Raw genomic sequence first — 26,631 nt, 5'->3', positions numbered from 1 at the left:
CCTTCGGCCTCCTCCCCCGCCCACGAGGGGCGGGGGCAGTGCGTGGCGATATCACCTCGAAAACCGTGCCACTTGGGTCGTAGAATTGTGGCAGATGCAAAAAACGAGAAGCAATTCGCGAGCAGCGACCTTCTCAAACACCTTCCCCTTCAGGAAGCCACTGCCCGTCTAAGAAACTCGCCGCACGGTACCCACCACAGCCCCCTACGGCAAAAAGATCATCATCCGCTCTTCGGTCATCTCCTCGATCGCGTACTTCGGCCCCTCGCGCCCGATGCCCGAACCCCTGACCCCGCCGTAGGGCGCGTGGTCCATCCGGAACGTCGAGATGTCGTTGACCACCAGGCCGCCGACCCGGAGGTCCGCGAACGCCTGCGCGATCTTCCGTGAATCGTGGGTGAAGATGCCCGCCTGCAGACCGTATTCGGAGTCGTTCGCAAGTGCAATCGCCTCCTCGAAGGTCTCGTAGGGGGTGACCGTCACCACCGGGGCGAAGACCTCGGTCCGGTTCACCTCCATATCCGCCGTCGCGTCGATAAGGACCGTCGGCATAACGACCGGGCCGTCGCGGGTTCCTCCCGCGAGCACCTTCGCGCCCGCGGCGACGGCGTCCTGCACCTTCGCAAACGCCGTGGCGGCGGCAGACTCCGAGATCATCGGCCCCACGTCGGTGCCGGGCTCGCGCGGGTCACCGGCGGTAAGGGCACGGGCACGGTCGACGAGCAGCGCAAGCGCCTCCTCGTAGATCGGGCGATGGAGGTAGACCCGCTGCACCGAGATGCAGGTCTGGCCGGCGTTCGAGAACGCGCCGGCAACGATACGGCCGGCCGCGAAGGGGATATCGGCATCTTCGTGAACGATCACGGCCGCGTTGCCGCCGAGTTCGAGACCGACGCGTTTCCGGCCGGCGATCGCTCTCAGGTGCCACCCGACGGCCGGGCTCCCGGTGAAACTCACGCACGCAATCCGGTCGTCCCGCACCATCCGCTCGGCAAGATCGGTGCGGCAGGGAACGACGCTGATCGCTTCTGCAGGGATGCCGGCATCGAGCGCCATCTCCCCGAGCATCAGCGAAGAGATCGGGGTGGCCGATGCGGGTTTGAGGATGACAGAGTCTCCGGCGGCGATGGCCGGCCCCAGTTTGTGGCAGGCGAGGTTGAGCGGGAAGTTGAACGGCGTGATCGCGAGCACCGGGCCGAGCGGAAACCGGCGGAGGCAGCCAATTCGCCCCTCACCGGCCGCGTTCCAGTCGAGGGGGAGGATCGTGCCGTCTATCCTGCGCGCCTCCTCGGCGGACACCTCGATCGTCTCTCCGGCACGCAGGACCTCGTTTTCCGCGAGAGCCCGCGTCTTGCCCGCTTCGAGCATGATCGTCCCGATAAGATCCCGCGACCGTTCCCGGATGAGATCGGCGAGGGCATAGAGGATCTCCGAGCGGCGGTGGGCCGGGAGGCGCCGGGCAAGAGAGAAGCCGTCCTCTGCAGAACGGAGAGCGTCCTCGACATCCGCGCTCCCCGCCAGGCAGACCCGGCCGATCGTCTCACCCGTGTAGGGGAACCGGACCTCCAGGATCTCGGTGCTCGTTCGCCATTCTCCGCCGACCAGGAATCCGCGCGGCTCTGTCATAGGAGAGAATCGATGCGGCTTGAAATTAATTTTTGGCTCTGCTGGAGTGCTTCACACAACCTCCGGACGATATCTGGTTGTCAGTAAAAGGGAGGCCTCTGCCGGGATAGTGACATATCTTCACGCGAAATGCGACTGGCCCGCACCTCGCACCTCCGGTGCTCGAGCTCCGGACGTTCCGTCCGTCGCACTTCGCGTGAGCCGGCGGCGTATGGGTAAACCCGGAGATGCTCAACAAACCTTACGTTTTCTCCCGGAAGAGCGCGCCCAGGGCTTCGGGAAGCGTCAGGACGACCGGCTCCAGGTGCAGCCTCTCCATGAACGCCGAGTCGCACATGGAGAGGCTGTTCGGGTTTAACCGCGCGATGAGGGAGCAGAACGCCCGATGACCCCGTCCTGCCTTTCCGGGGGCGTCAAAGAAGATCGAGGCATTGAAGGCGTGTGTGCCGAGGCTCCGGTAAAAGTCGATGACACGAAGGATCCCGTCGGCCAGCGGCTCGATATACGGTTCCAGTTCCTCAAGCGTCGATATCGGGAGGATTCCCCGGACCTCACGCTCGCCGAGGGGGACGGGGTTTGCCGACCAGAAGATCTCGTCTTCGAAGAAGAGCCTCTCAGAGCAGCGCTCGATCTCTATCAGGTCGTCCCAGTAAAGGCGGCCGTGGTCGGTGAGGTAGCGGCGCCCGGCGGAGATATAGAGGTCTGCGAGGCGGGTGGGCTCCGGGTCGGCGATGCCCTGCAGGTGCGGGTGGACGATGCTCGCGCCGGCCGAAGGAAGGTGGTTCCAGTTGATGCTCGCATAACCCGGAGCCCTGGCCAGGGCCTGTGCCGTGCCGGATATGGCGTCAGCGAGGCCCCGCCGGTCGAACCGGCCGGGCGCGTGATCGGGCGCGATAACCGTGACCACGTGCCGCTCGGCGAACGGGTAGAGGTTCGGGAACGTCACGCTCTCCCCGCACCGGAGACGGCTGCCGTCCTCGAACGTCGGGGTGGAGATCTCTACGGCGCCGGGGCAGAACGGACAGTCGTCACGGGAGTCGGGCATGGCAGGGACGGTATCGATCTGCCTCTCAAAACGGACAGGACTGATCCGGCACCGGATACCGGTGAGCGATTCCCGGCGGTACTGGAGAATTCCCCGTTCAGTCCGGATCTCATGGGTGGTGAACATAGTCCTTTATACACCGATTGGCGCGCCGACCGTATAAAACCCTGTCCGGGTCGGCTGCGGTGGGAATCTGGGGGTCGGGCAGAGTGCACAAATGCCAGAGATAACCGGGAATACCCATGGAAACGGCCCGCACAGCCAGGCGCCGATGCGGTTCGGGGAAAAAAGGGTGATGGTTGTTTGCCTCAGACGATGTACTTGCCGAGGAGGCGGATGGAGTTGGTCATGTCGGGGCCGAGCGGCGAACCGAAGATGATCTGGGTAACTCCGGACTTTGTGAGGTCTTCGCACTTCTGCTTGACCATGTCGGGGGTTCCGGCGATGGTGAAGGCGTCGATCTCCGCGTCGCCGACGAGTCCGCCGACGGTCTTGAAGTCGAAGCGGCCGAGCGCTTCCTTGATCTTCGCGACGTTGTCCAGGTTGAGTCCGTGGCGCTGGAGAAGCGCGGGCGGAGAACCGGCGGCGATGAATGCGGCAACAATCTTTGCAGCGTTCCGGGCCTTCTTCTCATCCCTGTCGATGGACATGGCGGTGTAGGCGCCGACGTCGAACTTCTTCTTGTCGACTGCGTCCATTGCCTTCTTGATGATCGGGATAGCGACGTCGAAGTCCTTGGGGTTCGAGGCGTTGATCAGGGCGCCGTCACCGATCGTGCCGGCGAGCTCGAGCACCTTGGGACCCTGGGCACCGATGTAGACCGGGATGCCCTTCTTTCCGGGCAGAGTGACGCCGGTCAGCTTGGCGCCGTCATAGTCGAAGAACTCCATGTTGCCGCTCTTCTTGACTTCCTCACCGGCGAGGAGTTTCCTGATCTGCTCGACACCCTCTTTCAGGTGGCCGACGGGCTTGACGGGGTCGATCGCGAGCTTCGGAAGGGTCGAGAGGTCACCGGGCCCGATACCGAGGACGGCACGTCCGTCGGAGATCTCGTTTAAGGTAGCCATGAAGGAAGCAATGGCTGCCGGGGTGTCGGTGAACGTGTTCATGATACCCGGTCCCATCTTGATCGAGTCGGTGTTTGCCGCGATCATGGCGAGGGTCGGGTACGCGTGACGGTTGTTGTAGTGGTTGGTGATCCAAGCGTAGTCAATATCCTTCGACTCTGCGAGCTTGGTGTAGTTCACCACCTGCTTGACGTTGATTGCTCCGGGCACAAATTCAATTCCATATGTAGTCAAGGCTATGCACCTCATTGAGTAGTTACGTGCAGGGAGTTAAATATATTATCATTTTGTGCTCGTCAAACGACACGTACCGCACGGGTAGTGCAAAACGGAGAGGTGTAACGGGTTCCCGGGGACATTCGGCGAGTCTTCTTCCTTACCGTGCAGGGGGCTCCAGTGCGGGAGGATTAAACCGGAATTGTTAAATACAGGGGTTTTATGAACGGGCACACTCCCGCCTTCCCGGGGACGTACAGAAATATATATGTCCGCCCGCCCACATATTCATCAGTAGTTTGGGGTGATATGCATGCTTCTTTCGCGGCAGAAATCACTCCGGTCATGCAAGGGTACCAGGCAGGGAGTATAACGTTATGCGAGTGCTGGCGATCGGGTTTGGTGGCGCCGGGTCACGGGTCGTGGATCAACTCTACGACCACGACCGGCGAAGCAAAATCTGCTGCATGAGTGCGGTAGCAATCGACGTCGACCCGAATTCCCTGCTGCAACTCCGTCATCTCCCGGACCTCGCGAGGATCTTCTTCCCGCAGGTAGATATGACAGATCGCGCCCGGGTCACCGACGTGATCGATATCGAGGAGGTGATGACCCGGCTCCAGAGTATGGATACAATGGAGATCGATGCCATCCTCCTCTGCTGCGGGCTCGGGGGCAGCGTCATCGACATCGCGCCGCCCATCATCGACGAGCTCCGGAAGTCCTACGTGGAGCCGATCTTCGCCCTCGCCATACTCCCGTGCCTGGAAGAAGGAAAACGGGTCTCGGCCAAAGCCGCCGACGACCTCGACGTCCTCCAGGAACTCGTCGATGCCGTCATCCTCTTCGACAACGAGACCTGGTCGCACAAGGTCAGGGCGGTCATAGCTGCGGCCGAGGCGGAGAACACCGGCGTCATGAACCAGCTGCGCCAGCTCCCCATCGCATCCGACCCGAGAACGCACTACAATATGCTCAACGAGCGGATTGCACGGCAGATCGGCCTCCTCCTTCGTGCCGGGGAGTTCAACGAGTCCGGGCTCGAGGTAGCAGAGGTCGTCCTGGATGCAGGGGAGGTCCTCAACACCCTGAAAGGAAACGGTTTCGTCGCGGTCGGCTACGCCGCCGAGCGCCTGCCGACCGGATGGCTGAACTTCCTCCACCGGCGGCAGTCGCTCAAAGACTTCATCCAGGGTTCTCAGGAGAAGGTCGCCCGGATCATCTCGCTCGCCAAAAAGGCTGTCTATGAGGAGGTATCGGTTCCCTGCGACCTCACGAGCGCCGACAAGGCGCTGGTGCTGATCGCCGGCCCTTCGGCCGAACTCTCGATGAAGGGGTTCCAGACCGTCCGGAAGTGGATCGACCGGAGCATCGCCGGGCTCGAGATGCGGTCCGGCGACTACCCGGTGAAGAAGACATCGTTCGTCGGGATCATCATCGTGCTCTCGGGGATCACCAACATCCCCCGGGTGGAGGAGATCCGGGACATCCGGACGGAATACCAGCTTGAATGCGAGGAAGAAAGACTGAGAGCCGAGGAAGAGGAGCGGTTGCGCGACGAGGAGGCCGCCCTGGCATCGGGTGCCGACTCGTGGATTCCGGAGAGTGACGACGCTCCGGGCTTTGCCTCCCCCCTTGAGTCGGCATATCTTGAGGAGAGTGGATACATGACGGATACGCCTACACCGGAGAAAGACGAGATGATCGCGCTCCCCGGCAGCAGCGGGGGCGGCCAGAAGCGCAGGGACGATACCATCGACATACTCCCGAAAGCCGAGAAGAAGCAGGACGACGGCGCCGTCATCCTTCCCCCGAAGCAGGGCGGGAGAGAGATCGACCTCACCGGGTCCGCCTCGATCACCTCGTCCGTGCCCGCGCCGAAGAACTCCACCTTCGGCCTGAAAGGGATCAGCATCGAAAAGACCGCCCCAAAGGATGATGCGATAACGTACTCCGCATCTCTAAAACCCGTGCAGCGGCCGAGTGACGGGTCGCTTTCCGCAGATGCGGGCACCCTGGATCGCGGAATACAGCGGCCGAAAGAAGGGGTGTTCACCGGCGATCACGTTACGCTCGGCCACGGGATGCAGCGGCCGAAGGACAGCCTTTTCGAGGAAGCCGGCCTGCACGTGCGCGAAGGGATGCCCTTACCGAAGGACGGTTCGCTGGACCGGACCGGCCGGGGGTTCGCCCGGTCGGGTTCCCGCCCGAAGGAGGTTGACCCCTCGCGCGGGAAGCTCGAGGTGATCGACGCGGCCGCCCGACAAAAGAACCGGAAAGAAGAAGAGAAGAAACCGGACGACGACCCGGACGACGACGGGATCACCTGGATCCGGTAGCGTCCGCTATCCGTTCGAACGGGGTGGTCCCGGCACCAATCTCGGTCCTGAAGGTATATCCCTTCTCAACGGCGTTCCCCACCATGTTCATGCCGGAAAACGCGACGACGGAGAGCCGGTAGGGGTGTTTTGGGAGGTTGAACTCCCCGATGCCTCCTCCGGCGGGGAAGACGAACCCGCACTCCGTCATCAGCCCGGCGGCTTCCTCCACCAGGCCCCGTGCTGCCGCAGGCACCGCACGGACGTTCGCAAGCGCTACGCCGGCCCGGGTCGTCACCACCCGGTTTATCGAGGTGAGTCCGGCGGATATGAAGAGGTGGAGCGGGTCGACCGATGTCCCGCGGTAGCCGATGAGATCGAGGAACCCGGCAGAGCCGTTCCCATCGACAGCAATCCTGCCGGCATACTCGAGCCTCGTCGGGATACCCATCTTCTGGAGGACGCCGTCCAGGGTGACGCTGCAGGCCGTCATGATCCCGGCATGGCCGTCGGGTACGCGGGGGTCGGAATCGACGATCCGGTAGGTGTTCAGGAACCCGTAGCCTGCGGCTGCCACCTCGTCGAAGGCTGCCGTGACGGCTGCGAGGTCATCCTCCCGCACGATGGAGAGATTGTAGGCGACGCTTCCTGTCCCGGTCATGGGATCGAAGGTGCTCCGGAAGGAGAGACGCTCGAGCCTCGATATGATGAAGCCGATCCGCTCGCCGACGAGCGCGCTCTCGCTCTCGGCGGTCCCCGCCTCGGTGAGGAGGCGGCCCCGGTTCCCGACCTTCTCCGTAAACCCCATCTCGTCGAGATACTGGAGGTAGTACTGGACGGCGCGATCGCTCAGGACGAATCCCCGTTCGGCCATCTTCTCGCTCAACCGTTTCGCGCCCAGGGGTTCGTGCGACTCCGCAAGGATCCGCAGGATTTCGAGGTACTTCCGTTCGGAGCGTATCGGCGGGCTCATCGCGTATGCACCACACCTTCACTATCCTGATACCGGCCCGCATAAACCCGGTCGCCGTTCAACACTTCCTGCAGGATCATCTGCACGACCCGGTCGCCTTCTGAAAGGCGGATCTCCTCCGGACCGGCGTTCGTCAGGCAGAGCGTCAGCTGGCCGCGGAACCCGGGGTCCACGAATCCACCGCCGAGGAGGACGCCGCGGCGGGCGAGCGAGGAGCGGCACCGGAGGGTTGCCGCAAGGTCTTTGGGGAGTTCCACCCGCTCGATCGAGGGAACGAGGGTGCATGCACCGCGCGGAAGCACGGTCTCTTCGGCCGCACGGAGGTCATAGGATGCGGGCTGCTGGGATGCACCATGATATGGCTCGATGACGAGATCGCCGTTCTGGAGCCGGCGAACGATTTCGCTGGACGAAATGATCATTGTATAGGGTACTGGCATAAAAACGCTTAATAACTTATGATAGAAACCGAAGAGGGGACCCATGGGGTAGTGGACATCCTTTTGGGCTTCGAACCCAAGGACGCGGGTTCAATTCCCGCTGGGTCCGTTGTTTTTCCCGGGTGCAAGCACGCCCGGAGATTGTTACGCGAGCAGGATATACGCCGTACGGTGTTCTCCGGCCCGGTACCGGGTGCGCCGCCTGCAGGAGGGCGCACCACTCTGTGAAGCGATCACTGGAGCCTGATGTAGTCCTTCTGCCCGTTTCCGATATGGGCCGAACAGGTATCCCAGGCATCCGGGGCATCGGGCGCGGTGGCATAGACCCTGATCATGTAGTCACCCGGGGGGAGGTCCCGGACGTCGAGAGAGGTTTCCATCGAGCTCACGCCGGGCGGGGACTTCAGGGTATCGAACCGTATCCACGTGTACCCGCCATTGTCCGAGTAGGAGACCTGCTGCACGGCCTCGGACTTTCCGGTGTAGTTCAGGTCCCAGGCGAGAGGGAGGAACTCGGCGGCCGGAGACGTGCAGTTGAGGTCGGAAACGGTGAGCGAACCGGTATCCACGGTGGTGTTCTCTTCGCCGAACGCCGTTATGTAGACACGCGGCAGCGGCACCCTGTTATTGTCGTTGAACGTGATGGTCGCTCCGTTCCCGAAGAGACCGATCGTGCCTTCCTCGAGGACCCGCAGCCGGAAGGTTGCCTCCCAGGTCTGGTTGAGGCGGATGGTACCGATATCGAAGTGCAACGCACGGTCATCCTGCCAGGCAGCGGTGTCGTCCCTGGTGTACGCGGGGATGATCTCGGTCGTGCTGTTGTAACTCCGTATCAGCGTGGACGCTCCCTCTTCGTAGACGTAGTCAAAGACCTGGTCGCCGGCGACCGGGGTGCTGTTCACCTCCACGTTCTCGAAGGCGATGTCTACGGTGGTGTTGACACCCGCTTCGGTCTTGAGGTCGCCGGCGATCTGCCGGTAGACTCCGGCGAGCTCCGAGGCTGTCCGCGCGATATAGTGCTTTCCTCCCGAGTCCGTGGCGAGGAGCCGCATTGTCTCGTTGCAGTCGGTCGAGACGGTGGATGAGAAGGTGATGGTGTAGATCCGGACGTCGTTGTTCCGGGCATATACCGCCATGTTCTCTTCTCCGTCGGGAAGGCCGAAGGGATACCAGTTATTGGTCCGCTGCCCGAACTGCTCGGGATCTTTTGTATCCAGGTAGGCTCCCGAACGGGCGAGGGGATCTCCGTACCAGTCGTAATCCCCGTCGATGAGGAAGACCAGCGCCTTCACCGCTCCCGGCCTGCCGTTCTCCTTCAACTCGGTGATTCCCTCGTACAACGCCTTGCGCACCGGGTTCCCGCCGCTCGGGATGAGGGTGCTGATGCCGGTCCGCACGTCATTGAAGTTGTTCGCGCCGGGGGAACCGTCTTTCGGCAGCGGGACGTCCAGGGTGGCGTGACCGGCGTAGCTCTGCCGGTGGCTGCCGTCGCCGGGGTAATGGACGATGTAATTGTCATCGTCACTCTTGTCCTGATCAATCCCGAGATCCTGAACCCTTGAGTTTGCGATCGTGCACTCCTTGCCGTTCTTCGCCAGATCAACGGAAGCGGTCCCGTTATACCCGAACGAGAGCAGGCCGATCCGGTCCCACCCGGGGATCATGTGGTCGATGAAGACCGGAGCGGCCCCCATGACCGTGACCATGTGGTCAGGGTAGTCGCTGACCATCGTCTCGGCGCGGTCGACGCAGAGGAGCACGTCGATCGGGTCCGGCTTCATTGCCCAGCCGTCACCCTTCAGCCGGATCGTGATGTCGACCGTCTCGTTCACCGTGACCGTCTCGGGAGTGACGTTTGTCGCGACGGAGAGGTAGGGGTAGTTCATCCAGGTGAGGGTGACGGGCCGCTCGATACCGTTCCACTTCGCGACGACTTCACAGGTGCCGGTCGCGGTCGGACTGTAATCGGGAGCCCCGTACTCGATGGTGAACGCGCCCGGGGTGAACTCTGCCGACGCGATGCCGTACGCGTCGGTTACGGCGCTCGCCGCGGAGAGCGAGGGGGGTGCGGTCTGGTTGTAGGGTTCGACGGCGACGTTGCGTATCGAAAACGAGACCGTCTCCCCTGCCACCGGGTTGCCGTAATGGTCAACGACCTTCGCCCGTATGACGGCCGGGGTAGAACCGGGGACGTCACGGCTCGGCATTGTCTCGGGGCAGGTGGAAAGGAGGAGGTTCTCCGCGTCGCTGCTGACGAACGCGAGGTCCCGCGAACAGGTGACTGAGGTGTTGTCGACGGCGGTCGCCGTGATCGTGACGTTACCGGTCGTCTCCCGCGGGCCGTAACTGACCTGCACCTGGCCATGCACGTTCGTCGTGAGCAGGGTCTCTTCCTCGCCGCTCACGCTCGTGGTGAACGCAAGTACTCTCCCGCTGGACGGGTTTCCGTACCCGTCGAGGAGCGTGTAGGTAAGGAGGAACCTGCTTGTCCCGTCCGCAATCACGCTGTCGGGCTGCACGTCGACCTCGATCGCGCAGGGATCTCCGTCTGTCACGCCGGAGATCGCCAGGTAGCGGTCGGGCAGCGGTTCGGGCGGGCTGATCAGGACGATGTTCTCGCCCGGCAGCGTGTCGACCCGGAGCGTCGCGGTGGCGTTCCCGGCCGCATCCACAGCTACGTCGGTGCTATCGAGCGCCGCGTTCCCCGATGGCGAACCTGCCATGAAGCCCACGGTCTCGGCAATCTTCCGATTGTCCACCGCATTCCCGTAGCGATCGACCATCCGGACGGCGATCTCCGTCGTCTCCCCGACGGTCACTTCCGGCGAGTACCAGATGTTGGCGATCCGGTACGGCGCCGCATGATCGATCTGCTGGTCGACGCTGCCGGTCAGGGGCTCGTCCAGCGTCTCGTACGATACCGTCGCCGTGATCGGCGCGGTCCCGCTCCGTTGGGCGGGCTTAAAGACCGCCGTCGCCATGCCGGTGGCGTCGGTCGTGGCGACGGCGGGCGTGATGCTCCCAAAGGCACTGTCCACAGCGAACTCAACGGCCCCTCCTCCAAACCCCGTGATCCCGGTGGCGGTGTCCGAGACCTGCACCGTGATGATCGCGGTCTCGCCGCTCCCCGCCGTCAGCCACTCGCTGCTCGTGCCGACCTCGACTTTATCGGGTACCAGGGCACCGGCCGGGACCGCCAGCAGAAGCAGCCCGACGGCCAGGCACGCATATGTCCACCTATCCATACTCCACCGTATCTCATCCTGAGACACCATACCATATAAAGGTTGTCAGTGAGAGGGGCAACCGAGAGCGCTTCTTTTTCTGATCGAACAATAATATCCACGCAAATTGAACAGGATTTCGGCAGAGTGGATGCCCGGATGAAAGAAAGGTATTCCCGGACCTCAATCGGAAAAATACCTTTTCCTCGGGGGGAGAATTCCGCCGTCCGACACCGGGAAAATATACCACCCGGGGCACGGACTCTAAAAAGCGGTGCAGGGAGGCCTACAGGCTGTCCCGGCCGCGTGACTTGCCCCGATTCCGTCCGGCACGCCTGCGCCGCACGACCATGACCGCACCGAGGAGGACCGCGGCAACAACCCCGACGCCGGCCACGAGCACCCAGACGTTGAAGTCCTTCTCCATGACGAGCGGGACGGTGAACTCGGCCGTGCCGAGCGGAATCTCAGCGTCGACCGAGATGTTCCGGTATCCCTCACAGGCAGCGGTGACCGCATACGCCTTGTTTGTAACGAGCGCCGTATTGAGGCATCCCTGGCCGTCGGTCGTCCCGATAACCCGGCCGTCGATAACAACGACTGCGTTTGCCACCGCTTTCTGGTCGGGATCTTTCGCGCGAATGGTCACGCTCGCCCGATCGTAACCGAGTTCAGCTACGATATCCTCTCCCTGGCCGGAGATCTGGCGCGTTTCGCTCCAGTCCTGGTAGCCGGATGCCCGCACCACAATCTCGTAGGTGCCCGCATGGATGTCGGAGAGCATGAACCGGCCGTACTGGCTGGTCTTGCCCTTGAGCGTCCCGTTGAGGTAGACCTCGGCCCCCGCGATCGGTTTCGTCGCCTCGTCGAAGGCCGTTATCGAGACCGGGTATGCAGACTTCGAGAGGTCCACCGTGAAGAGGACGTCATCCACCTCGAGATAACGGCTCTCCTGGTAGGGCTGATAGTCGGGCGCCGTGACCCTGAAGGAATACCTCTTCGCCCGCTCAAGGTGGAGCGGCAGCCTGCCGTCGGCGTCGGTCACCCCGGCGCGCGCGTTGTCGATGTACACCTCCGCGCCTTTGAGGGGAGCAAGGGTCTCGGCGTCCCGGACCTGGATCGCCAGGAGGTCGTTAGAAAAGAGCCAGTACTGGACGACCCTGTCGCTGTTTTCCATCTGCACGGTCTTTGACAGGTCGTAATAACCCGACGCACGGATCTCGACGTTATACAATTCACCTGCCTTCACCGGGAAGTTCACGAGCCCGCTGCTGCCGGTGACCTCCGAGTCGGAGTAGTCCGTGCCCTCGACGCGCACCACGGCACCGACAACCGGTTTCAGGGTCGCCGCATCGTAGAGTTCGAACGTGAGGGTCTCGTCCTCCCGAACCATATCGACCTCAACACGGGTCGCGTCGTAATCGACGTATTCCACCCAGTTCCGGTAGCCTTTCCGGACGACCTTCAGGTACAGGTCCTTCTTTCCTGAATGGACGTAGGAATAGGTGCCGTCCGATGCGGTGGTTCCCACGTAGTCCCCGTTGACGTATATGGAGGCATCAACGAGCGCGTCATCGGTCTGCTCGTCGACCACGCTGATGCGCAGGGTGACCGCCTGCGCCGTACAGCAGAGAAGGACGCAGGAGATGAGAAGAGCTATGATGAGACGACGATTCTTCATGCTGGAGTATACTGCGCTTGAAAATTTGAGTTCTTCGGTTTATCTCTGTGGAGTTGAAGCGACAGAGCGGGAAGATCCCCTGCGCAAACTGGGGGATAAGAGCGGCACCCAAACGTTGGATTCATCTTCACCCCGCGCGGCTATTCTTCATGCTGGGGAACACCAAATACCGAATGAGCGAATCGGCAGGAGAGTTCCCGATGTACGTTACCACGAAGATCAAGATCCAGGTCACACCCGAACAGGAGGACGTGCTCTGGCATCTCTCCGAAAAGTGCCGGTTAGTCTACAATTTTGCGCTTGCAGAGCGGAACCGGAATTACCAGGAGAACAAAGACAGACCCGACAAGCAGTACATCAGGTATGCGCAGCAGGCCAACGCTCTCCCCGAGTTGAAGAAAAAGTACCCTGATTACCGATGGGTGTACTCCAAGGTACTTCAGACGACCCTGAAGTCCCTGGACGACAACTTCAAGTCGTTCTTCGCCTTGCGGCAGAACGGGGATGAGACTGCAAATCCCCCAAGGTTCAAGGGGAAAGACCACTTCTGCACGCTGCGCTACAACCAGAGCGGGTTCAAGATCGAAGGGAACCGGATCCGGTTCTCCCACTTCTACAACAACGTCCCCCTGGTCTTCACCCTCCCCGAAGGGTCGCAGTTCACCAACGTGAAGCAGGTGGACCTGTTCTACGACGACATCAAAGGCGCATATTATGTATCGATCGTTCACGAAGTCCAGCCCCAGCAGGATTACCGTGACAACGGGCTCTACCAGGCATTCGATCTCGGGGTCACCAAACACGTCGGGGTGAACAGTCACGGGAAGTTCATCGAGTTCTCCGTGGCTCGCCCCGATACGTACTGGAAAACCCCGATCGCCGAGTTGCAGGCCCGGCGGGACCACTGTAAGAAGAAGAGCCGGAAGTGGCAGAAACTGAACAGGCTCAAGAGGAAGTGCGAACGGAAACAGCGCAACCAGATCAAGGACTTCCAGCACAAGGTGAGTAGGAAGATCGTTGAGAACACCCGGGCGAACACGATCCTGGTCGGCGACCTCTCCGTCAAGCAGATGCCGCAATCGAAGCAGGCCACTCCCGGGCTCAACCGCTCCACCCAGAACACCGGACACCTCTCAAGGTTTATCGGATTTTTAACCTACAAGGCAGCCCTTGCAGGTAAGAGAGTAATAAAAGTCGATGAACAGAACACGACCCGGGCCTGTTGTGTCTGTGGGGCGCTTCACGAGATGCCGCTCTGGAAACGCGTTATGACATGTGAATGCGGGAACACTCTGGATCGCGACCGGAACAGTGCGGTCAACATCATGGTGCGGTTCCTATCACAGAATGCCCTGTGGACGGGCTACCGGCAGTTCGCCGGTAATCTGCGACAAACAGGCCCGAGGATCCCGGAGATCCCCGGACACTCGCAGGAAGCCCCTTGCGTAAGCGGGGGTAGTTCACACCCAGCGCTCCGGAGGAATACGTTCAAGTACCATGCCTTCCACAAGCACCGGCATCAGCGTCCTGCCGACCTCGATCGCACGTTCAAGCCGCCATTCCCGCTCCGCATAGATGGTGAAGATGGGGTCGTCCTTCTTGACCCGGGTCCCTTTCTTTGCGTGGATCTCGAGCCCCGCGCCGTGATCGTAGGGTGAGCCGGCGAGCCGGGCGAGCGTGACGAGGGCGCTGTTGTTCAGCTCGATGACGTAGCCGTCCTGAGGCGCCCGCACGTCGAACCGGTACTCCCCGGGGACGATATCTTCGGCCTTCACCGCCGGGTCGCCGCCCTGGATCTCGATGATCTGCCGCATCTTCTCGAGCGCCTTGCCGCTCCGGAGGATCTCTGCGGCCGCCTCGGCACCCTGCCCGGGGCCGGCCTTGCCGGCCATCTCGAGCGCGATCCCGGCGAGCGAGAGGCTCTTCTGGATCAGGGAGTTCGGTTCGGTCGCCCCCTCGAGGACGGCGAGCGCCTCGTGTACTTCGAGGTTCGGGCCGATGGTGTGGCCGACAAGCGATTCCCCGTAGCTCAATGCACATTCGACCCGCATGCCGAGCCGTTCGCCGAGTTCGATGAACTCCCGGGCGAGTTTCCGTCCCTCCTGCGCCGTTGCAATCTTGGTGTTCCGGCCGACCGGGATATCGATGACCACGAGGTCGGCGCCGACGGCGAACTTCTTGGCCATGACGCTCGCGATCATCTGGCCGCGGGCGTCGATCCGCAACGGGTACTCGTAGGTGATGATCTTGTCGTCGGCGGGGGCGATGTTCGTGGCCCCGCCCCAGACGATGACGCCGCCGACCTTCTCGGTCATCTGCTGCACCTCGATCGCCGGGAACGAGACGGGCGCGAGGACCTCCATGAGGTCTGCGGTCCCGCCGGCGCCGGTGATGGCGCGGGAGCTGGTCTTGGGGATCATGAGGCCGCTTGCGGCGATGATCGGCGCGATCAGGAGGGTGATCTTGTTCCCGGGCACGCCCCCGATGGAGTGTTTGTCGACGACGGGGTGCCGGGTGAAGCGGAGGTGTTCCCCGGTCTCGACCGTGGCTCTCGTCAGGTACTCCACCTCGTCCATATCGAGGCCGTTGATGTAGGATGCGGTGACATAGGCGGTGATCTCGCCCGGCGAGAGGGTGTCGTCGACGATATCCCTGACGATATCCATGGTTTCGTCCTTGGTAAACCGGCCGCCGTCCATCTTCTTCTTGATGTGCGAGAGTGATGCCGGCCGCTCGGCGCCCCGGACCTCGACGGGAGTCCCTTCGTCGACGGCGAGCGTGGCGTTCACCGGCCGGTAGACGGCGATGACGCCCGGCTCGATGAGCGAGCCGGTGGTGTCGACGTGGGCCTGGGCGGTCCTCCCGGTCGCTTCGTCGACGATCTGGACGCGGTCGCCGTCGCGGACCCGCATGCTCTGTGCGTCGGTGCTGTGGAGGAGGACCCCCCGGTTTTCGATGTCGAGCAGTTTCACGGTCAGTTTCATCTGAGTAACCCCATCCTGGTTGAGATTGAGGTGTTGTACTACTTAAGGACGGGTGATCGGGGGGCGATGGGGTTGGGAGATCCCGGGATGATAGAGCCGGTCGTACTCACTGCGGCACGGCCTCATCGGCAGCGAAATGCATATCCTGTAGTGGGGCTACTACTGAATGGAGGCTTGGTGTGGGGAGACTCCGGGGGGGTTAAAAGACGAGATTACCGGAGCATTTCCAGTAATTTTTCTTTGGGAATGTCTGTTTGGTTAGAGATATCATTGAGGAGCACGTTTAGAGTTTTGACGTTAATCTCGTTGTGGAGAGGAACAGTAATCGGTTTAACTCCGGTTACGCATTGTTTCCCCATTCGGACATGGCTCCCGGTCTGTCGAAGAAAAGAATATCCGATTGATTCGAGCATTCTGATTATCTTGTATCCGCTAACAACTGGCCGTTTTGGCAATAATATCAACCCTGTACTTGAATTGGATGCCCGGAGTGTCGGGGGTTGTTTCTGCAGGAGGTTCGGGGGTGGTGGTGATGGTAATTCGTTCGCCTTTCTCGATTTCCTCTTCGAAATGAAGCTCTGTTGCCTCCAAGATATTATCGATGAGATCGCCGACGGTTTTTCCCTGGGTATAGATGGAGTGTTTGGTAGCGTGTGCGCCCCACCATCCGTCGCAGTAGTACGTTTTAAATTCGACAATCATGATATTCATCTCGATAGATGTGACATCTGTTTGGTAATCTTATAAATTTGATGTTTATCTTGCGGGGTGAAAAGAGCGGAGCGGGAAGACCCCCGTGTCCGGCTGCGATCTCAAGGATCTCACCTTTTCGTTCGAACAGTTCCGCACGCAGACCCATTCAATCTCTCCTGCATCGATCTTATGGAGCAGAGGATATAAGGATCCTCCCGGGTGGACTATTTTCATCTAATGTTTCACGCACCAGGCAGGAGAAGGGGGCAATCACCAGAGCAAAAAAATACAGGGTCTATACCTGGATACCGGCCCGGGCAAGGGCACCCTTGATAGAGGCGAGTTCCTTTTTGATCTCTTTGAACTCGTCGTCAAGGCACTTCCCGGTGTCTTTTCGAAGTCCGGTAATCTCTTCTTTTGTCTCAATCCCGATCTGAAGACTCTGATCCTGCTTCTCCAGCATCATGTGCTGTAACTGGAGGCTCTGATCCTGCTTGTCGAGCATTGTATGCTGTAACTGGAGGTTCTGGTCCTGTTTGCCGAGCATTGCATGCTGGAACTGGAGGCTCTGGTCCAGCTTCATGTCCATGCTGTGCAGCACCTTCCCGGCGTAATCCATCCGTTCGAATGTCTCTTCCTGGAGATCTCCCCGGATGATCTCGAAGTCGGCATACTCCCCTGTTGCCTCCCCCCACTGAACAGTGAACGATTTGACGGCAATGGGCCTTCGTACGATATTGATTTTGCTTATAAAATCCAGGAGCTCCTGCTCGTCCCCCTCTGCAACGATCTCGACCTCACCAGTTTCGAGATTCTTTACGTACCCGGAGATATCCCGCTCAAACGTCTCATTATATACATGATCCCGATAGCCAACCCGCTGGACACGTCCTCGCGCAGTGGCTACAAATCGCTTCATCTATTTTTCACTCTGTATGGTAGAGTTAAATAGTTTCTTCCGGCCTGCTCTTCGCCCGGCAGATGGTGTTCCATCCCACTCCTCCCCGGTCCTGTTCCCGACTCTTCCGGCTCCACCACATCAGCCCCCTCCTCCGCCCCGACAGCCGCAACAGTCGCACCGCCCTTCTCGAGCACTATCACAAAGACGGAGAACCCCGGCGCCGCTTCGTGGCGGAACGTTGCAGCCGATCGTTCGCACAATGCTGCCGCGAGATCGTGAGATTGCTGCCCCGGCGCCTGAGGCGGGAGACTATCAAGCGTATACCCCAATTACCGGCAGGTAGATCCCGGAGAAGCCGCGGGCCCGCGGCACCGTCCCGTACCCAAAAAATCTCACCAAAACAGCGCGAAACAAAAAATTAGGGTTGGTTAGGGTTTAGTCCCGCCGCAGGACCAGGAAGGCAACCGCACCAAGGCCGGCCAGAGCAAGGAGTGCTCCGAATCCGGGGGACTGGGTGGGGGTAGCCGTGGTGGTCGCGGTCGCGGTCGGGGTGACCTCGCCGGTCACGGTCGTGGTCGGGGTGGGCTGCGTTGTCGCAACTGCCTCGACTACGTTGAAGGTCGCGGTCGCGGTCGTGTCGGTGTCGATGGACTCAACCCGAACGATGTACTGGTCGGGCTTGAAGCTGGTTCCGTCGACCTCGAAGGACCACGTGTTCGCGCCGTCACCCTGCTGGACTTCCGCAGTGCCGGCAACGCTCGCGAAGCCGGCGGCTTCGGTCTTGCTGGTCGGCTGGAACGCAGCGGAGGTGACCTCGACGTTCAGCGTGTCGCCGACAGCGAGGTTGGTGGTGCCGGTGATCGTGAACGTGCTGCCCGCAGCCTTGTCGCCGATCGGGTCGATGAAGATCTGGGCTTCCTCGATCACGAAGGTGAGCTTCACGTAGGTGTCGTCGACATACGGGGAGTCAAGGGCGGTGATCAGCGCGTTGGCTGCTTCGGACGCCTGCAGGCCCACGAGGTTTGCTACGAACACAGTGGGGTTACCATCGGCGCCGAGCCTGAAGATACTGTTGGAGTCTGCATCCGATCCCGGCACAACACCGAATCCGCTGGCCATCGGGTGCTGGACGACAACGAAGTACTGGCCGGAAGCGAGGTTCGAGGTGTCGATGTTGTCTTCCTCGAAGCTGCCGTCGGACTCAACGTTAGCAGTTATGACGTCCAACGCATTTTCCGCACCGTAGTAGTTCTTGCCGAAGATCCAGATACGGACCCCGTCGTCCGGGTTGCCCTGTGCGGTTCCGCTGATCGTCAGGTCGTCGCCCTTCGCGACGGTGGCGCCGCTCGTGGTCGCGGTGATGAACCCGGACCGGAGCTGGATGGAGGCCGAGTCGTACTTGACGCCAGAGAGGTCGTTCCTGCCCTGGGGCTCCGCAGCAGCGTAGATCGTGTAGCCGCCGGCATCAAGGGACCTGCCGAGGTTGGCGGTGTTCCAGTCGAACGACCAGGTGTCGTCGGCTTCGACCTCAATTCCACTCTTGGTGAAACTGGACCCAGTGCCACTCACCACGGCGGGCAAATTCTCGTCAAGACTGACACCGTTGCCGTTCAGGTTCGGGCCGGTCATGAAGAGGTAGACGGTGTTGTTGTCGGTGCAGGTACCGGAGAGGGTGATCTCCTCGCCGATGTAGTAGACACCGGTGCCGGATGCGGTGATAGTGACCGCACCTTCCTCAACTCTCACCCTGACACTGTCGGTCTTGCTGTTGGCAGCCTTCTCGCCGTCCACGATGGGACCCTCGACTTCGACGGTGTAGGTCCGGGCCTCAGTGGCGGTGGTGGTGCCGAACTCGACGGACCGGGTGCCGCCGGCGTTGGTCTTAACGACCGCGCTGGAGTTGTCGTTATCATCTTTTACACCGATCTGGTTCGGCTTGATTGTCGGGAGATCGTCACCGGCAGTTGTAACGTTCAGCCAGTAGTCCGTCTCCGACTCGCCGGTGATGGTCACGGTGAAACTGTTGCCGCGAACAACCGTGTCCTTGTTGGACGTGATGGCGACTGTTCCCGAGACGATCTCGAAGGTCACGGCGTTGCTGTCCTCAAGGTCGGCAGAGCCGGTGGGCCAGACCGCACGGGCAGTGTAGGTGCCAAGTCCGAGACCCGTCAGGGGGATAGCGGCAGTCTCGTTCCACTGACCGGTGAGGATCAGGTCAAGGTCCACGTTGTTGAGGACATCAACCGTACCGCCGCCGGGCAGGGTAACACGGACCTGCATGGTGCCGTACTCACCGCCACCAAGGCCTGCGAGGTTGTGGTTAATCCGGAACCGGATATCGTTCGCCCGGGTTACGGACTGACCGTCCACGGACGTGGTGCCGCTGTCACCCAGCAGGACACCAAGAGTTGCCGAAGGCTCCTCAACAAGGACACTTCCATTGGCGGTGCTCGGGTCGGTGAAGGGAGTGTTCTCAAACGCATACCACGTTCCGAACGAGGATCCGACTCCGGTTGCAGTCAGATCAAACTCGGAGATGTTGGCTACGCTGATAGTCCTTCCGACCGTCCCGGCGGTCGTGGACGCGATGTTGCTGTAGTAAACCAGGTAACCATCGCTGTTAGGTGTAACACCAACAAACACGCCATCTAGGTTAAGGTTGTCTTCACCTACATAGATGGTGCCGCCATCGGTAACATCCCGTGCCGCAGCCGGTACGACGACCAGCGCAGCCACGAGGACCATGGCGACCAACATCAGTTTTGTTATACTCTTCATACTATACCTCCATTGTGATGACATGAGGGAATGTGAACGCGAGGTACTCGACAGACGTCGAATACGGGTTCACCACGCTCTATACTCCGAATCACGGAATATGTCACAATATTTGTGGAACACTTAATATATCCTTTGTGGTCGACCGGGGATCTGGCGTCCCTGATAGGCACCACAACAAGGGAAAACGCCCCGAATGCGCCAGGATTCCGCTTCATTCCCGGATCACCGGGATTCATAGGTATACGAGGATAAAAACCTTACCCAGGGGTAACACGAGAGCGCCCGGTCCTGCCGGCGCTCCCTCTGCCCCGTAACCGCGTGGCTTTCCCCCTGCACCCACGGTCGCCGCACCTCCCTGGCAGTCAGCGCCGCGGGTGCCCGCCCCACCCGCACCCCGGGCGGCGGCCCCGGCCGGCGTCACCTGCCGGAGCATCTATATACAAGCCCCTCCCCAGTGCGGAGCCTTTTCTATCCCGGCCCGCCAACTACTCTCTATGCGGATCATTCGGGCCCCCACGCTCGCACGGGCACACGAACTGGCGGTCAGGACCGTCCTCGAGAAGGGATGGGTGCTGGATACCGAGAACGACGAGGCGACGATCGAGTGCGAGGAGCTCGCGCTCGAGGTGGAGTCGCCGGAAAGCGAGCCGATGGCGAGCCCCGCTTCCCGGTTCCAGCAGCGGTTCCTGGACGCCTACGCCGAGAACCTCCTGCACGGCTCCGACGCGAAGTTCGAGTACGACTACCACCGGCGGCTCTTCGACTGGGGGGAAACGCTCCGGGTCGCACCTCTGGAGCGACCGGGTTGCTCCATTCAGGAACAACTCCGGGTCGCGCCGGAGGGCGAAGACGTCCACATCGACCAGATCGCCTACATCGCCCGGAAACTCGAGCAGGCCCCGAACTCCCGGCGGGCGGTCGCGGTCACCTGGAACCCGGTCGTCGACGAGAACCTGGATGACTGCCCCTGCCTGCAGCTCGTCCAGTGCCTCCTCCGGGACGGGAAACTCCAGATGAAGGTCGTCTTCCGGAGCAACGACATCCTCTCCGCCGCCGGTTCAAATATGTACGCACTCGTCCGCCTCCAGAAAGCGATCGCGGACCGGCTCGGTGTAGCCTGCGGGCGCTACACGCATATCGCGCTCGTCCCCCACGTCTACTACCGCCGGGATCTCAACGACATCGAGCCGTTTTGCAAATCCGGTACCGAGATCAGGCCCGTTGCCGAGGTCTGCCGGGCCTGCGGGAAGTGCCCCCGCTCGTCCGGCGTGTGACCCGGAGCCGTCAGGTTAATTAGGGTTCAAAAATAACATTTTAGAGCCCAATAGCCCGGTAGTGTAGCGGTCAATCATGTGAGACTCTGGATCTCGCGACAGCAGTTCGAATCTGCTCCGGGCTACTCGAACCTTTTTCTCCGACACCTGAGAACCCATACACCGGAGGGTTGGTATATGGCTGATTACAATCTCGGCTGCACCGTGCGGCTCGACGACGAACAAACGCTTGCCCTGCTCGCAGAGCTCCACAAAGAAGGCGCGATCCGCCATATCCAGGTGCAGGCCGTCCCCCTGGCCCGGCAGTTCTTCCGCGAACGCCTCGACCGGATCGCCGCGTCCGGCATCCCGGTCGTCGTCCACGCACCCCACCACGGCCACGGCGTCAACCCCTGCGCCCCCGCCGCCTATGACGACCGGCCGGCGAGCGAGATCGAGGAATATATAGAGGAGGCGATGAGCCAGACCCTTGAAGCCGCCGACACCCTCGGCGCGGAGACGATCGTTCTTCACGCGGGGAGATATGAACCGGGAGGGCGCTCTGCCGCCGCGGAGACATTCGCCGGATTCCTTGACCGCCACGCCGATCCCCGCCTCACCCTCGAGAACCTCCCCGCGGTCTACGCCGGCTACCCTCTCCTCGGGAACACCGCCGGGGAACTCGCGGCCCTTGCGGGCAAAAAGATCGCCCGGATCTGCCTCGACTTCCCTCACCTCGCCTGCACCGTAAATTACCGCCGTCTCTCGTTCGTGGATGAGTTAGAACGGTTCGAAGGGCTCAACGTCACCCTCCACCACCTCTCGAACATACGGTGCGGCTCGATCACCGACGAGCACCTCGAACTCGACCATCACGACGGCGGCCTCGACCTTGCGGCGGTCTTTGCCCGGCTCCGGCAGCACCCCGATGTGCCGACGACGCTCGAGTACAAGGAGGACTCGGCGGACGTCTACGCCCGGCAGGTGAAGGTCTTTTCCGGGCTCTGGGAAGATCACCACGCCGGGGCGTGAATCGCGTCCCGGCCGCATCGGGGCCACCCCGGGGATAACCGACACCGAACCGAATGGCTAATAGCCAGCAGTCGTGATCCCGCCTGGCCGGGGAAAGCAAAATCCTATATGCGGGGGCAATCCCATTGAAGTATATAATGATCCTTGAGTATATCAACGCGGCACTCGAACACGCCAACTACGAGATTATCGAGGACGATGAACCGTATTACGGAGAGATCCCGGAACTTCCCGGGGTCTTTGCAACAGGCAGGACGCTCGAGGAGTGCAGGAGAAACCTTGCCGGCGTCATCGACGAATGGTTGATTGTACGACTCCGGCGTGGCCTCCCGATACCTCCGGTCGCCGGCCGCACAGTGGGAGAGATCGTCAGGGTTGATACGGGTGCCGGAGCGTGAACTACCCCCCACTTGTGCAGGGGGCTTCCTGCTTCATCCCCCTCCCCACCGGGAGCGAGTCCACAGGCTCTTCGGCGCGTCCCGCGCCTGCAAGTGCAAACTGTTTGATGTTGATTGCAGCATTGATGTCCCGGTCGTGATGCGTGCCACATTCGGGGCAGGTCCACTCCCGATCCTTCAGGGTCAGGTCGGTCTTCCGGTAGCCGCAGACCGAACAAGTTTTCGAGGACGCATTGAACATCCCCACCTGGAGCAGAGGTTTCCCAGCCTCCTGACATTTGTACGTCAGCATTGAGACAAAAGAACCCCACCCGGCGTCGCTGATCGCCCGGGCCAGTTTGTGATTTTTCACCATGCCGCCTACGTTCAGAGACTCCACTGCCAGTGCTTGGTTTTCGCGAACCAGTCGAGAAGAGAGCTGGTGCTGGAAATCCCACCGTTGGTCGGCGATCTTCTGGTGACATCGGGCAACCTTGAACCGGGCCTTGTTCCGGTTCTTGGAACCTTTTTGCTTGCGGCCGAGCCGGCGCTGGAGCACGGCTAACCGTTGCTGGGTGTTCTGGAGATACTTCGGGTTTGCCACCGCATCGCCGGTCGAGAGAATAGCATAGTGCATGAGACCCAGGTCGATCCCAACCGTCTGGTTCGGGATCGGATCAGCGGGTTTCGGAGCTTTCTTACCATCTTCGACTACGATGCTGATGAAGTACCGGCCGGTCGATCTGCGGATCACTGTCGCGGACTTCATCGTCCCTACGAAGGTGCGGTGGTACTTGACCTTGATCCCGCCGATCTTCGGGAGTTTTACTGTTCCTTGCTTGAAATCCACGGTATACGACTGCGGCACCGTGAATGTCTGTTCGGGGGCGTGCTTCTTCTTGAAGGTCGGCTCCTCGGCACGTCCCGCGAAGAAGTTCGTGAATGCACGAGCAAGGTGAATGATCGATTGCTGCAGCGACTGAGCGTTGACCTCCTTCAGCCAGGGATGCTCGGTCTTGAGAGGCACGAGTTCCTTTATGAGATCGTACCCGGACAGGCTGATCCCGTTGGCATGATACGCCTGATTCTTGCGGTCGAGCGCCCAGTTGTACACATACCGGCAACACCCGAGGTGCTTGGCGATCAGAATCTCCTGAGCCCTCGTGGGGTAGATCCGGTACTGATACCTCCGCAACATACGATACGACCGTGTTGCCCCTCCATCGGCATAAAGAAGAGCCGGGCATTGCGAAAGTGAACAGACGTTGGGGCGCCGCGTTCACCTCCCCCGTACGGAGGGAAGACTCCCGCTTGTGCCGCCGTCGGACCCCGCGGAGCATAGGATCACGCCCGTCTCATGGAACCAGCTTGTGAAGAATCTTCAGGCCCTGGGATTCGAGGGACCATGCCGCGGAGGCAGACACCCTTTCATGGTGAAAGGAGATCTTGTTCTGACCATCCCAAATCCGCACAGGTCAGAGATCGGCGTCGACCTGCTCGTGCGCATCCTCCGGCAGGCGGGCATATCCCGTGAGGAATGGAATCGACTCGCCAGGTAACGGCCTATGTCACCTTTTTGTGGTTGCGAGACTGAACGACCGTCCGGGGACCCCGAATGGCGATATTGACCTTATGGGGGAAATGGGACAGGCGACCAGTCCGATCCGGCCCCCGCCACGGGAAACGTTAATGTGAGAGCGATCCCCATCCAGAACCTACAGAACTTCCGGGCGCGCCACGGGGGGGTGAGAGGGAGTGAACCATTTTGTCCGGCACGCGCTTGAGCGGGCGGAGACCGTCGAGGGTTTCGAGAAGGTCCGCTTCATCATCCTCTACGATTCCGTTGCCGAAGGGCGGGCGAGGACAGGGTCCGATATCTAACTCTCGCATCTACCACGACGGGGATCGCGAGGAGGCAGCCCGGTTCAGGTTTGCAGCGCTCTCCGATCTTGCCGACGACCGCTACGACATCCAGATCTTCTCGTTTCTGCCGCTCTATGTCAGGACGGAAGTCCTCCGCGGAAAGGTAATCTACTGTCCCGACGAGCGGTTCCTCTACGACGTCGCGTACCGGACGATCCGGGAATTCGACGATTTCGAGCACCGGTTGCACGACTACATCGGCAAGGAGGCGATGGCGTGACGGGCGATATCCAGGATACGGATTGCCGTATCAAACTCCAGGAGATTGGTCAAAGAACGCCTCCCCATTCAGTCGATACGTCCAGCGTCATAATTGGTGCATCTCCTTATATACTGCAATCAACCCCGCTTCATCGAGTCGGCAGTCGATGAGATCAAGGAACTGCTGCCGGGAGAGATTGAGTTGTTCCGCCATACGTGAAAGCAGCCGGTCGCTAATCTCCTTTGTGCCATGGGAAACCCATGTACGGATTCCTGTGTCACAACCGTTGTAGCTAAATACCAGTTTGATATGTTTTGACATCCTGGCATCAAACCCCTTCTTCATGAGACGGCGTACGACGGTCTTGTTTTTTCGAGGCACGATCAGGTCTCTCCGGGTACGAGTGCGATGAGTTTCCTCCTCAGGTCGCGAGCACCTCCAAGTAAAGCACTCTCATCCTGCAGAACGAAATCGTTCCAGTTTTCCTCAAACTCGTCAATAATGTCCTTCAAACCTTCAGAGAGATCCGGGGCGACGACCAGTAGTCGGTACTCGTGATTATACAGGATATACTCCCCTTCATCCATCTCAACCGAGATCTCGATAGGATGCTTGAGTTCCCGGATGACTCCATTGATCCTGACATGAATAAGAGGAATTTGCCATGGAGACAACTCTGTTTGCGCCTGGGAGGCCAACCTGGAGATGAGATCGCTGTAGGTCTCACGGGGATGTATCTTGAGATGGTTGAGTCGATCCTTTACCCCTGTTGCGATCTTAATTGATGTCATCTCTGACATACTACCGTGTACCACCACAGTAGTATATATCAGGTTCGATCGCCGGTATCTCAGATCTCAACGCCATCAAATCAAGCCGGTCGCGATCCCCTTCGTCTTGCGGGGTTAAAGGGGCGGAGCGGGAAGAGCGCGGCCAACAGGTGTGGGGATGACACGGCACAACCCTCTGGGTTGTGCCTGTCAGGGAAATCTTCGATTTCCCGTGCACGGCACAACCATTTTGGTCGTGGGTGACAGGGCAACTATCTAACGCATTCACCCGGCGCACAAGCCCGGAACGGGTAGATCCCCCAGGCTTCGCCGCCGGGTCAGGCCGCCGGATTCCTCCCGACGCCCTACCCCCTCATGCGAGCAGCGCCGCGATGATCCCGGAGAGAAATATCCCGTCGAACGTTCCCGCCCCCCCGATGCTCGCCGTCGGCGCCCCCAGTTCCGCGATATGGTGCAGGTTCAGGAGATCCGCCCCGATCAGGGTGCCGAGCGTCCCGCTCACGTAGGCGATAATCACCGCCGCGGCCGGGACGCCGCCCGCAAAGAGCGAGAGGATCAGAGCCGCAAAGAGCGCCGCGAGCGGCGGGATGAAGAACGGCGTCGCGATCCCGAGGCCCGGCACCGGGCGGGCGACGAGTTTCGTTGCGACGGTCACGACCGCGACCCCGGCGAGGGCGAGCCAGAGAAGCAGGTAGCCACCACTGATCACGACCGACTCGTAGAGCAGGTAGAGCGATATCGCGACCGGAATGAGGGCGCCGCCGACGTTGATCGCGAGGACCGTCCGCGGCGCCTGCCGCGGGATGCGGTAGAGCCGCCCGTACATCACGGCGTAGCGGTCGTAGGCGGGTGCCGCCGGCCGGCCCTCAAGCGTCCTCACCGGGATGTTGATGAAACTCCCGATAAGCGTCAGGAAGAGAATGAAGAGCGCCTGCCACCAGGAGAACCCGAGCCGCGTGAACGTCGCCCCGATCGCCGTCAAAAAAAGGATCGGAAAGACGATGACGGCGAGGAGAAAGAGAACGAGCAGTCCGAGGAAGAAAAGAAGCATCATCGGGGAGAAGGGGTTGAAGACGACCCGGTCCATGTGAAGGAGTCGGCCTC

The 26,631-nt window shown here is 60.9% G+C and carries 22 protein-coding genes, 2 tRNA genes and 1 pseudogene; 10 read left to right on the top strand and 15 right to left on the bottom strand.

What is annotated here, in order from left to right:
- Window positions 1-204 precede the first annotated feature (204 nt).
- The 3 genes from BRA62_RS04770 to BRA62_RS04760 form a co-directional block, all read right to left on the bottom strand.
- Entirely contained in the window at window positions 205-1,626 is a 1,422-nt protein-coding gene (locus tag BRA62_RS04770) for an aldehyde dehydrogenase family protein (RefSeq protein ID WP_292365234.1), read from the bottom strand.
- A gap of 241 nt (window positions 1,627-1,867) precedes the next feature.
- Window positions 1,868-2,797 carry a galactose-1-phosphate uridylyltransferase gene (locus BRA62_RS04765; protein WP_292365232.1) on the bottom strand — a complete coding sequence of 310 codons (930 nt, stop codon included), beginning with the start codon at window positions 2,795-2,797 and terminating at the stop codon, window positions 1,868-1,870.
- Window positions 2,798-2,979: 182 nt separating this feature from the next.
- Window positions 2,980-3,987, bottom strand: coding sequence for a 5,10-methylenetetrahydromethanopterin reductase (locus BRA62_RS04760; RefSeq protein ID WP_292365230.1), 1,008 nt, complete (start codon window positions 3,985-3,987; stop codon window positions 2,980-2,982).
- Window positions 3,988-4,331: 344 nt separating this feature from the next.
- Between BRA62_RS04760 and BRA62_RS04755 the strand changes: the two genes are divergently transcribed.
- Window positions 4,332-6,293 (top strand): tubulin/FtsZ family protein, encoded by a 1,962-nt coding sequence (locus BRA62_RS04755; protein ID WP_292365229.1) that lies wholly within the window; start codon window positions 4,332-4,334, stop codon window positions 6,291-6,293.
- On the opposite strand, the gene BRA62_RS04750 is transcribed toward BRA62_RS04755, so the two are convergent.
- Window positions 6,277-7,245, bottom strand: coding sequence for a DUF128 domain-containing protein (locus BRA62_RS04750; protein ID WP_292365228.1), 969 nt, complete (start codon window positions 7,243-7,245; stop codon window positions 6,277-6,279). The two genes, BRA62_RS04755 and BRA62_RS04750, sit on opposite strands and share 17 nt — an antisense overlap.
- Entirely contained in the window at window positions 7,242-7,667 is a 426-nt protein-coding gene (locus BRA62_RS04745; protein ID WP_292365227.1) for a dCTP deaminase, read from the bottom strand. Before BRA62_RS04745 ends, BRA62_RS04750 begins: the two co-directional genes overlap by 4 nt.
- A 55-nt stretch (window positions 7,668-7,722) precedes the next feature.
- On the opposite strand from BRA62_RS04745, the gene BRA62_RS04740 reads away from it, so the two are divergent.
- Window positions 7,723-7,794: transfer RNA gene (locus BRA62_RS04740), tRNA-Arg, on the top strand.
- 124 nt (window positions 7,795-7,918) lie between these two features.
- Here the strand turns inward: BRA62_RS04740 and BRA62_RS04735 are convergent.
- Complete coding sequence (locus BRA62_RS04735; protein ID WP_292365226.1) at window positions 7,919-10,930, bottom strand: Ig-like domain-containing protein; 3,012 nt, start codon at window positions 10,928-10,930, stop codon at window positions 7,919-7,921.
- A gap of 265 nt (window positions 10,931-11,195) precedes the next feature.
- Window positions 11,196-12,590 (bottom strand): carboxypeptidase regulatory-like domain-containing protein, encoded by a 1,395-nt coding sequence (locus BRA62_RS04730; protein WP_292365225.1) that lies wholly within the window; start codon window positions 12,588-12,590, stop codon window positions 11,196-11,198.
- A 149-nt stretch (window positions 12,591-12,739) separates the two neighbouring features.
- Between BRA62_RS04730 and BRA62_RS04725 the strand changes: the two are divergent.
- Window positions 12,740-13,906, top strand: a pseudogene (locus BRA62_RS04725) (RNA-guided endonuclease InsQ/TnpB family protein); the annotation flags it as partial.
- Window positions 13,907-14,050: 144 nt separating this feature from the next.
- On the opposite strand, the gene BRA62_RS04720 reads toward BRA62_RS04725, so the two are convergent.
- The 5 genes from BRA62_RS04720 to BRA62_RS04700 all read right to left on the bottom strand — a co-directional run bounded on the left by BRA62_RS04720 (window position 14,051) and on the right by BRA62_RS04700 (window position 19,946).
- Window positions 14,051-15,574, bottom strand: a complete 1,524-nt coding sequence (locus BRA62_RS04720; protein ID WP_292365224.1) for an AMP phosphorylase — start codon at window positions 15,572-15,574, stop codon at window positions 14,051-14,053.
- A 212-nt stretch (window positions 15,575-15,786) separates the two neighbouring features.
- Window positions 15,787-15,987: a type II toxin-antitoxin system HicA family toxin gene (locus BRA62_RS04715; RefSeq protein WP_292365223.1), complete on the bottom strand. Its 201-nt coding sequence runs from the start codon at window positions 15,985-15,987 to the stop codon at window positions 15,787-15,789.
- A gap of 19 nt (window positions 15,988-16,006) precedes the next feature.
- Entirely contained in the window at window positions 16,007-16,285 is a 279-nt protein-coding gene (locus BRA62_RS04710; protein WP_292365222.1) for a type II toxin-antitoxin system HicB family antitoxin, read from the bottom strand.
- A 277-nt stretch (window positions 16,286-16,562) separates the two neighbouring features.
- Entirely contained in the window at window positions 16,563-17,186 is a 624-nt protein-coding gene (locus BRA62_RS04705; RefSeq protein ID WP_292365221.1) for an acylphosphatase, read from the bottom strand.
- A gap of 417 nt (window positions 17,187-17,603) precedes the next feature.
- A complete protein-coding gene (locus tag BRA62_RS04700; protein WP_292365220.1) occupies window positions 17,604-19,946 on the bottom strand; it encodes an MEMAR_RS02690 family S-layer glycoprotein in 2,343 nt (780 codons plus the stop codon).
- A gap of 497 nt (window positions 19,947-20,443) precedes the next feature.
- Here BRA62_RS04700 and BRA62_RS04695 point away from each other — a divergent pair, with 497 nt between their 5' ends.
- From BRA62_RS04695 to BRA62_RS04680, 4 genes are all read left to right on the top strand, one after another.
- Window positions 20,444-21,223: a thymidylate synthase gene (locus BRA62_RS04695; RefSeq protein ID WP_292365218.1), complete on the top strand. Its 780-nt coding sequence runs from the start codon at window positions 20,444-20,446 to the stop codon at window positions 21,221-21,223.
- A 52-nt stretch (window positions 21,224-21,275) separates the two neighbouring features.
- A tRNA-Gln gene (locus BRA62_RS04690) sits at window positions 21,276-21,348 on the top strand.
- Between the two features lie 52 nt (window positions 21,349-21,400).
- Window positions 21,401-22,234, top strand: a complete 834-nt coding sequence (locus BRA62_RS04685; RefSeq protein ID WP_292365216.1) for a TIM barrel protein — start codon at window positions 21,401-21,403, stop codon at window positions 22,232-22,234.
- Between the two features lie 137 nt (window positions 22,235-22,371).
- Window positions 22,372-22,632 (top strand): type II toxin-antitoxin system HicB family antitoxin, encoded by a 261-nt coding sequence (locus BRA62_RS04680; RefSeq protein ID WP_292365214.1) that lies wholly within the window; start codon window positions 22,372-22,374, stop codon window positions 22,630-22,632.
- Window position 22,633: 1 nt separating this feature from the next.
- Here BRA62_RS04680 and tnpB read toward each other — a convergent pair whose 3' ends face one another.
- Window positions 22,634-23,809, bottom strand: a complete 1,176-nt coding sequence (gene tnpB / locus BRA62_RS04675) for an IS200/IS605 family element RNA-guided endonuclease TnpB (RefSeq protein ID WP_292365212.1) — start codon at window positions 23,807-23,809, stop codon at window positions 22,634-22,636.
- A gap of 115 nt (window positions 23,810-23,924) precedes the next feature.
- On the opposite strand from tnpB, the gene BRA62_RS04670 reads away from it, so the two are divergent.
- The 3 genes from BRA62_RS04670 to BRA62_RS04660 all read left to right on the top strand — a co-directional run bounded on the left by BRA62_RS04670 (window position 23,925) and on the right by BRA62_RS04660 (window position 24,754).
- Window positions 23,925-24,170, top strand: coding sequence for a type II toxin-antitoxin system HicA family toxin (locus BRA62_RS04670; protein ID WP_349680539.1), 246 nt, complete (start codon window positions 23,925-23,927; stop codon window positions 24,168-24,170).
- Window positions 24,171-24,366: 196 nt separating this feature from the next.
- Window positions 24,367-24,492 carry a hypothetical protein gene (locus BRA62_RS04665; protein ID WP_292365208.1) on the top strand — a complete coding sequence of 42 codons (126 nt, stop codon included), beginning with the start codon at window positions 24,367-24,369 and terminating at the stop codon, window positions 24,490-24,492.
- Complete coding sequence (locus tag BRA62_RS04660) at window positions 24,455-24,754, top strand: nucleotidyltransferase domain-containing protein (protein ID WP_292365206.1); 300 nt, start codon at window positions 24,455-24,457, stop codon at window positions 24,752-24,754. Before BRA62_RS04665 ends, BRA62_RS04660 begins: the two co-directional genes overlap by 38 nt.
- A 365-nt stretch (window positions 24,755-25,119) precedes the next feature.
- Here BRA62_RS04660 and BRA62_RS04655 read toward each other — a convergent pair whose 3' ends face one another.
- Window positions 25,120-25,536 (bottom strand): DUF7557 family protein, encoded by a 417-nt coding sequence (locus tag BRA62_RS04655; RefSeq protein WP_292365204.1) that lies wholly within the window; start codon window positions 25,534-25,536, stop codon window positions 25,120-25,122.
- Between the two features lie 343 nt (window positions 25,537-25,879).
- Window positions 25,880-26,614, bottom strand: coding sequence for a DUF1614 domain-containing protein (locus BRA62_RS04650; protein ID WP_292365202.1), 735 nt, complete (start codon window positions 26,612-26,614; stop codon window positions 25,880-25,882).
- Between the last annotated feature and the right edge of the window lie 17 nt (window positions 26,615-26,631).

The sequence above is a fragment of the Methanoculleus sp. UBA208 genome (assembly GCF_002498065.1).
Taxonomy (GTDB): Archaea; Halobacteriota; Methanomicrobia; order Methanomicrobiales; family Methanoculleaceae; genus Methanoculleus.
This window is presented reverse-complemented; position numbering and strand designations above follow the sequence as displayed.

What these genes read in the sequence shown, in the direction of transcription:
- BRA62_RS04730 (WP_292365225.1), bottom strand. Translation starts at nt 12,590, where the DNA reads ATGAAGAATCGTCGTCTCATCATAGCTCTTCTCATCTCCTGCGTCCTT.
- BRA62_RS04770 (WP_292365234.1), bottom strand. Translation starts at nt 1,626, where the DNA reads ATGACAGAGCCGCGCGGATTCCTGGTCGGCGGAGAATGGCGAACGAGC.
- BRA62_RS04735 (WP_292365226.1), bottom strand. Translation starts at nt 10,930, where the DNA reads ATGGATAGGTGGACATATGCGTGCCTGGCCGTCGGGCTGCTTCTGCTG.
- BRA62_RS04695 (WP_292365218.1), top strand. Translation starts at nt 20,444, where the DNA reads ATGCGGATCATTCGGGCCCCCACGCTCGCACGGGCACACGAACTGGCG.
- BRA62_RS04765 (WP_292365232.1), bottom strand. Translation starts at nt 2,797, where the DNA reads ATGTTCACCACCCATGAGATCCGGACTGAACGGGGAATTCTCCAGTAC.
- BRA62_RS04650 (WP_292365202.1), bottom strand. Translation starts at nt 26,614, where the DNA reads ATGGACCGGGTCGTCTTCAACCCCTTCTCCCCGATGATGCTTCTTTTC.
- BRA62_RS04745 (WP_292365227.1), bottom strand. Translation starts at nt 7,667, where the DNA reads ATGATCATTTCGTCCAGCGAAATCGTTCGCCGGCTCCAGAACGGCGAT.
- BRA62_RS04705 (WP_292365221.1), bottom strand. Translation starts at nt 17,186, where the DNA reads ATGAAGCGATTTGTAGCCACTGCGCGAGGACGTGTCCAGCGGGTTGGC.
- BRA62_RS04685 (WP_292365216.1), top strand. Translation starts at nt 21,401, where the DNA reads ATGGCTGATTACAATCTCGGCTGCACCGTGCGGCTCGACGACGAACAA.
- BRA62_RS04655 (WP_292365204.1), bottom strand. Translation starts at nt 25,536, where the DNA reads ATGTCAGAGATGACATCAATTAAGATCGCAACAGGGGTAAAGGATCGA.
- BRA62_RS04715 (WP_292365223.1), bottom strand. Translation starts at nt 15,987, where the DNA reads ATGCTCGAATCAATCGGATATTCTTTTCTTCGACAGACCGGGAGCCAT.
- tnpB (WP_292365212.1), bottom strand. Translation starts at nt 23,809, where the DNA reads ATGTTGCGGAGGTATCAGTACCGGATCTACCCCACGAGGGCTCAGGAG.
- BRA62_RS04755 (WP_292365229.1), top strand. Translation starts at nt 4,332, where the DNA reads ATGCGAGTGCTGGCGATCGGGTTTGGTGGCGCCGGGTCACGGGTCGTG.
- BRA62_RS04720 (WP_292365224.1), bottom strand. Translation starts at nt 15,574, where the DNA reads ATGAAACTGACCGTGAAACTGCTCGACATCGAAAACCGGGGGGTCCTC.
- BRA62_RS04750 (WP_292365228.1), bottom strand. Translation starts at nt 7,245, where the DNA reads ATGAGCCCGCCGATACGCTCCGAACGGAAGTACCTCGAAATCCTGCGG.
- BRA62_RS04700 (WP_292365220.1), bottom strand. Translation starts at nt 19,946, where the DNA reads ATGAAGAGTATAACAAAACTGATGTTGGTCGCCATGGTCCTCGTGGCT.
- BRA62_RS04760 (WP_292365230.1), bottom strand. Translation starts at nt 3,987, where the DNA reads ATGAGGTGCATAGCCTTGACTACATATGGAATTGAATTTGTGCCCGGA.
- BRA62_RS04680 (WP_292365214.1), top strand. Translation starts at nt 22,372, where the DNA reads ATGATCCTTGAGTATATCAACGCGGCACTCGAACACGCCAACTACGAG.
- BRA62_RS04710 (WP_292365222.1), bottom strand. Translation starts at nt 16,285, where the DNA reads ATGAATATCATGATTGTCGAATTTAAAACGTACTACTGCGACGGATGG.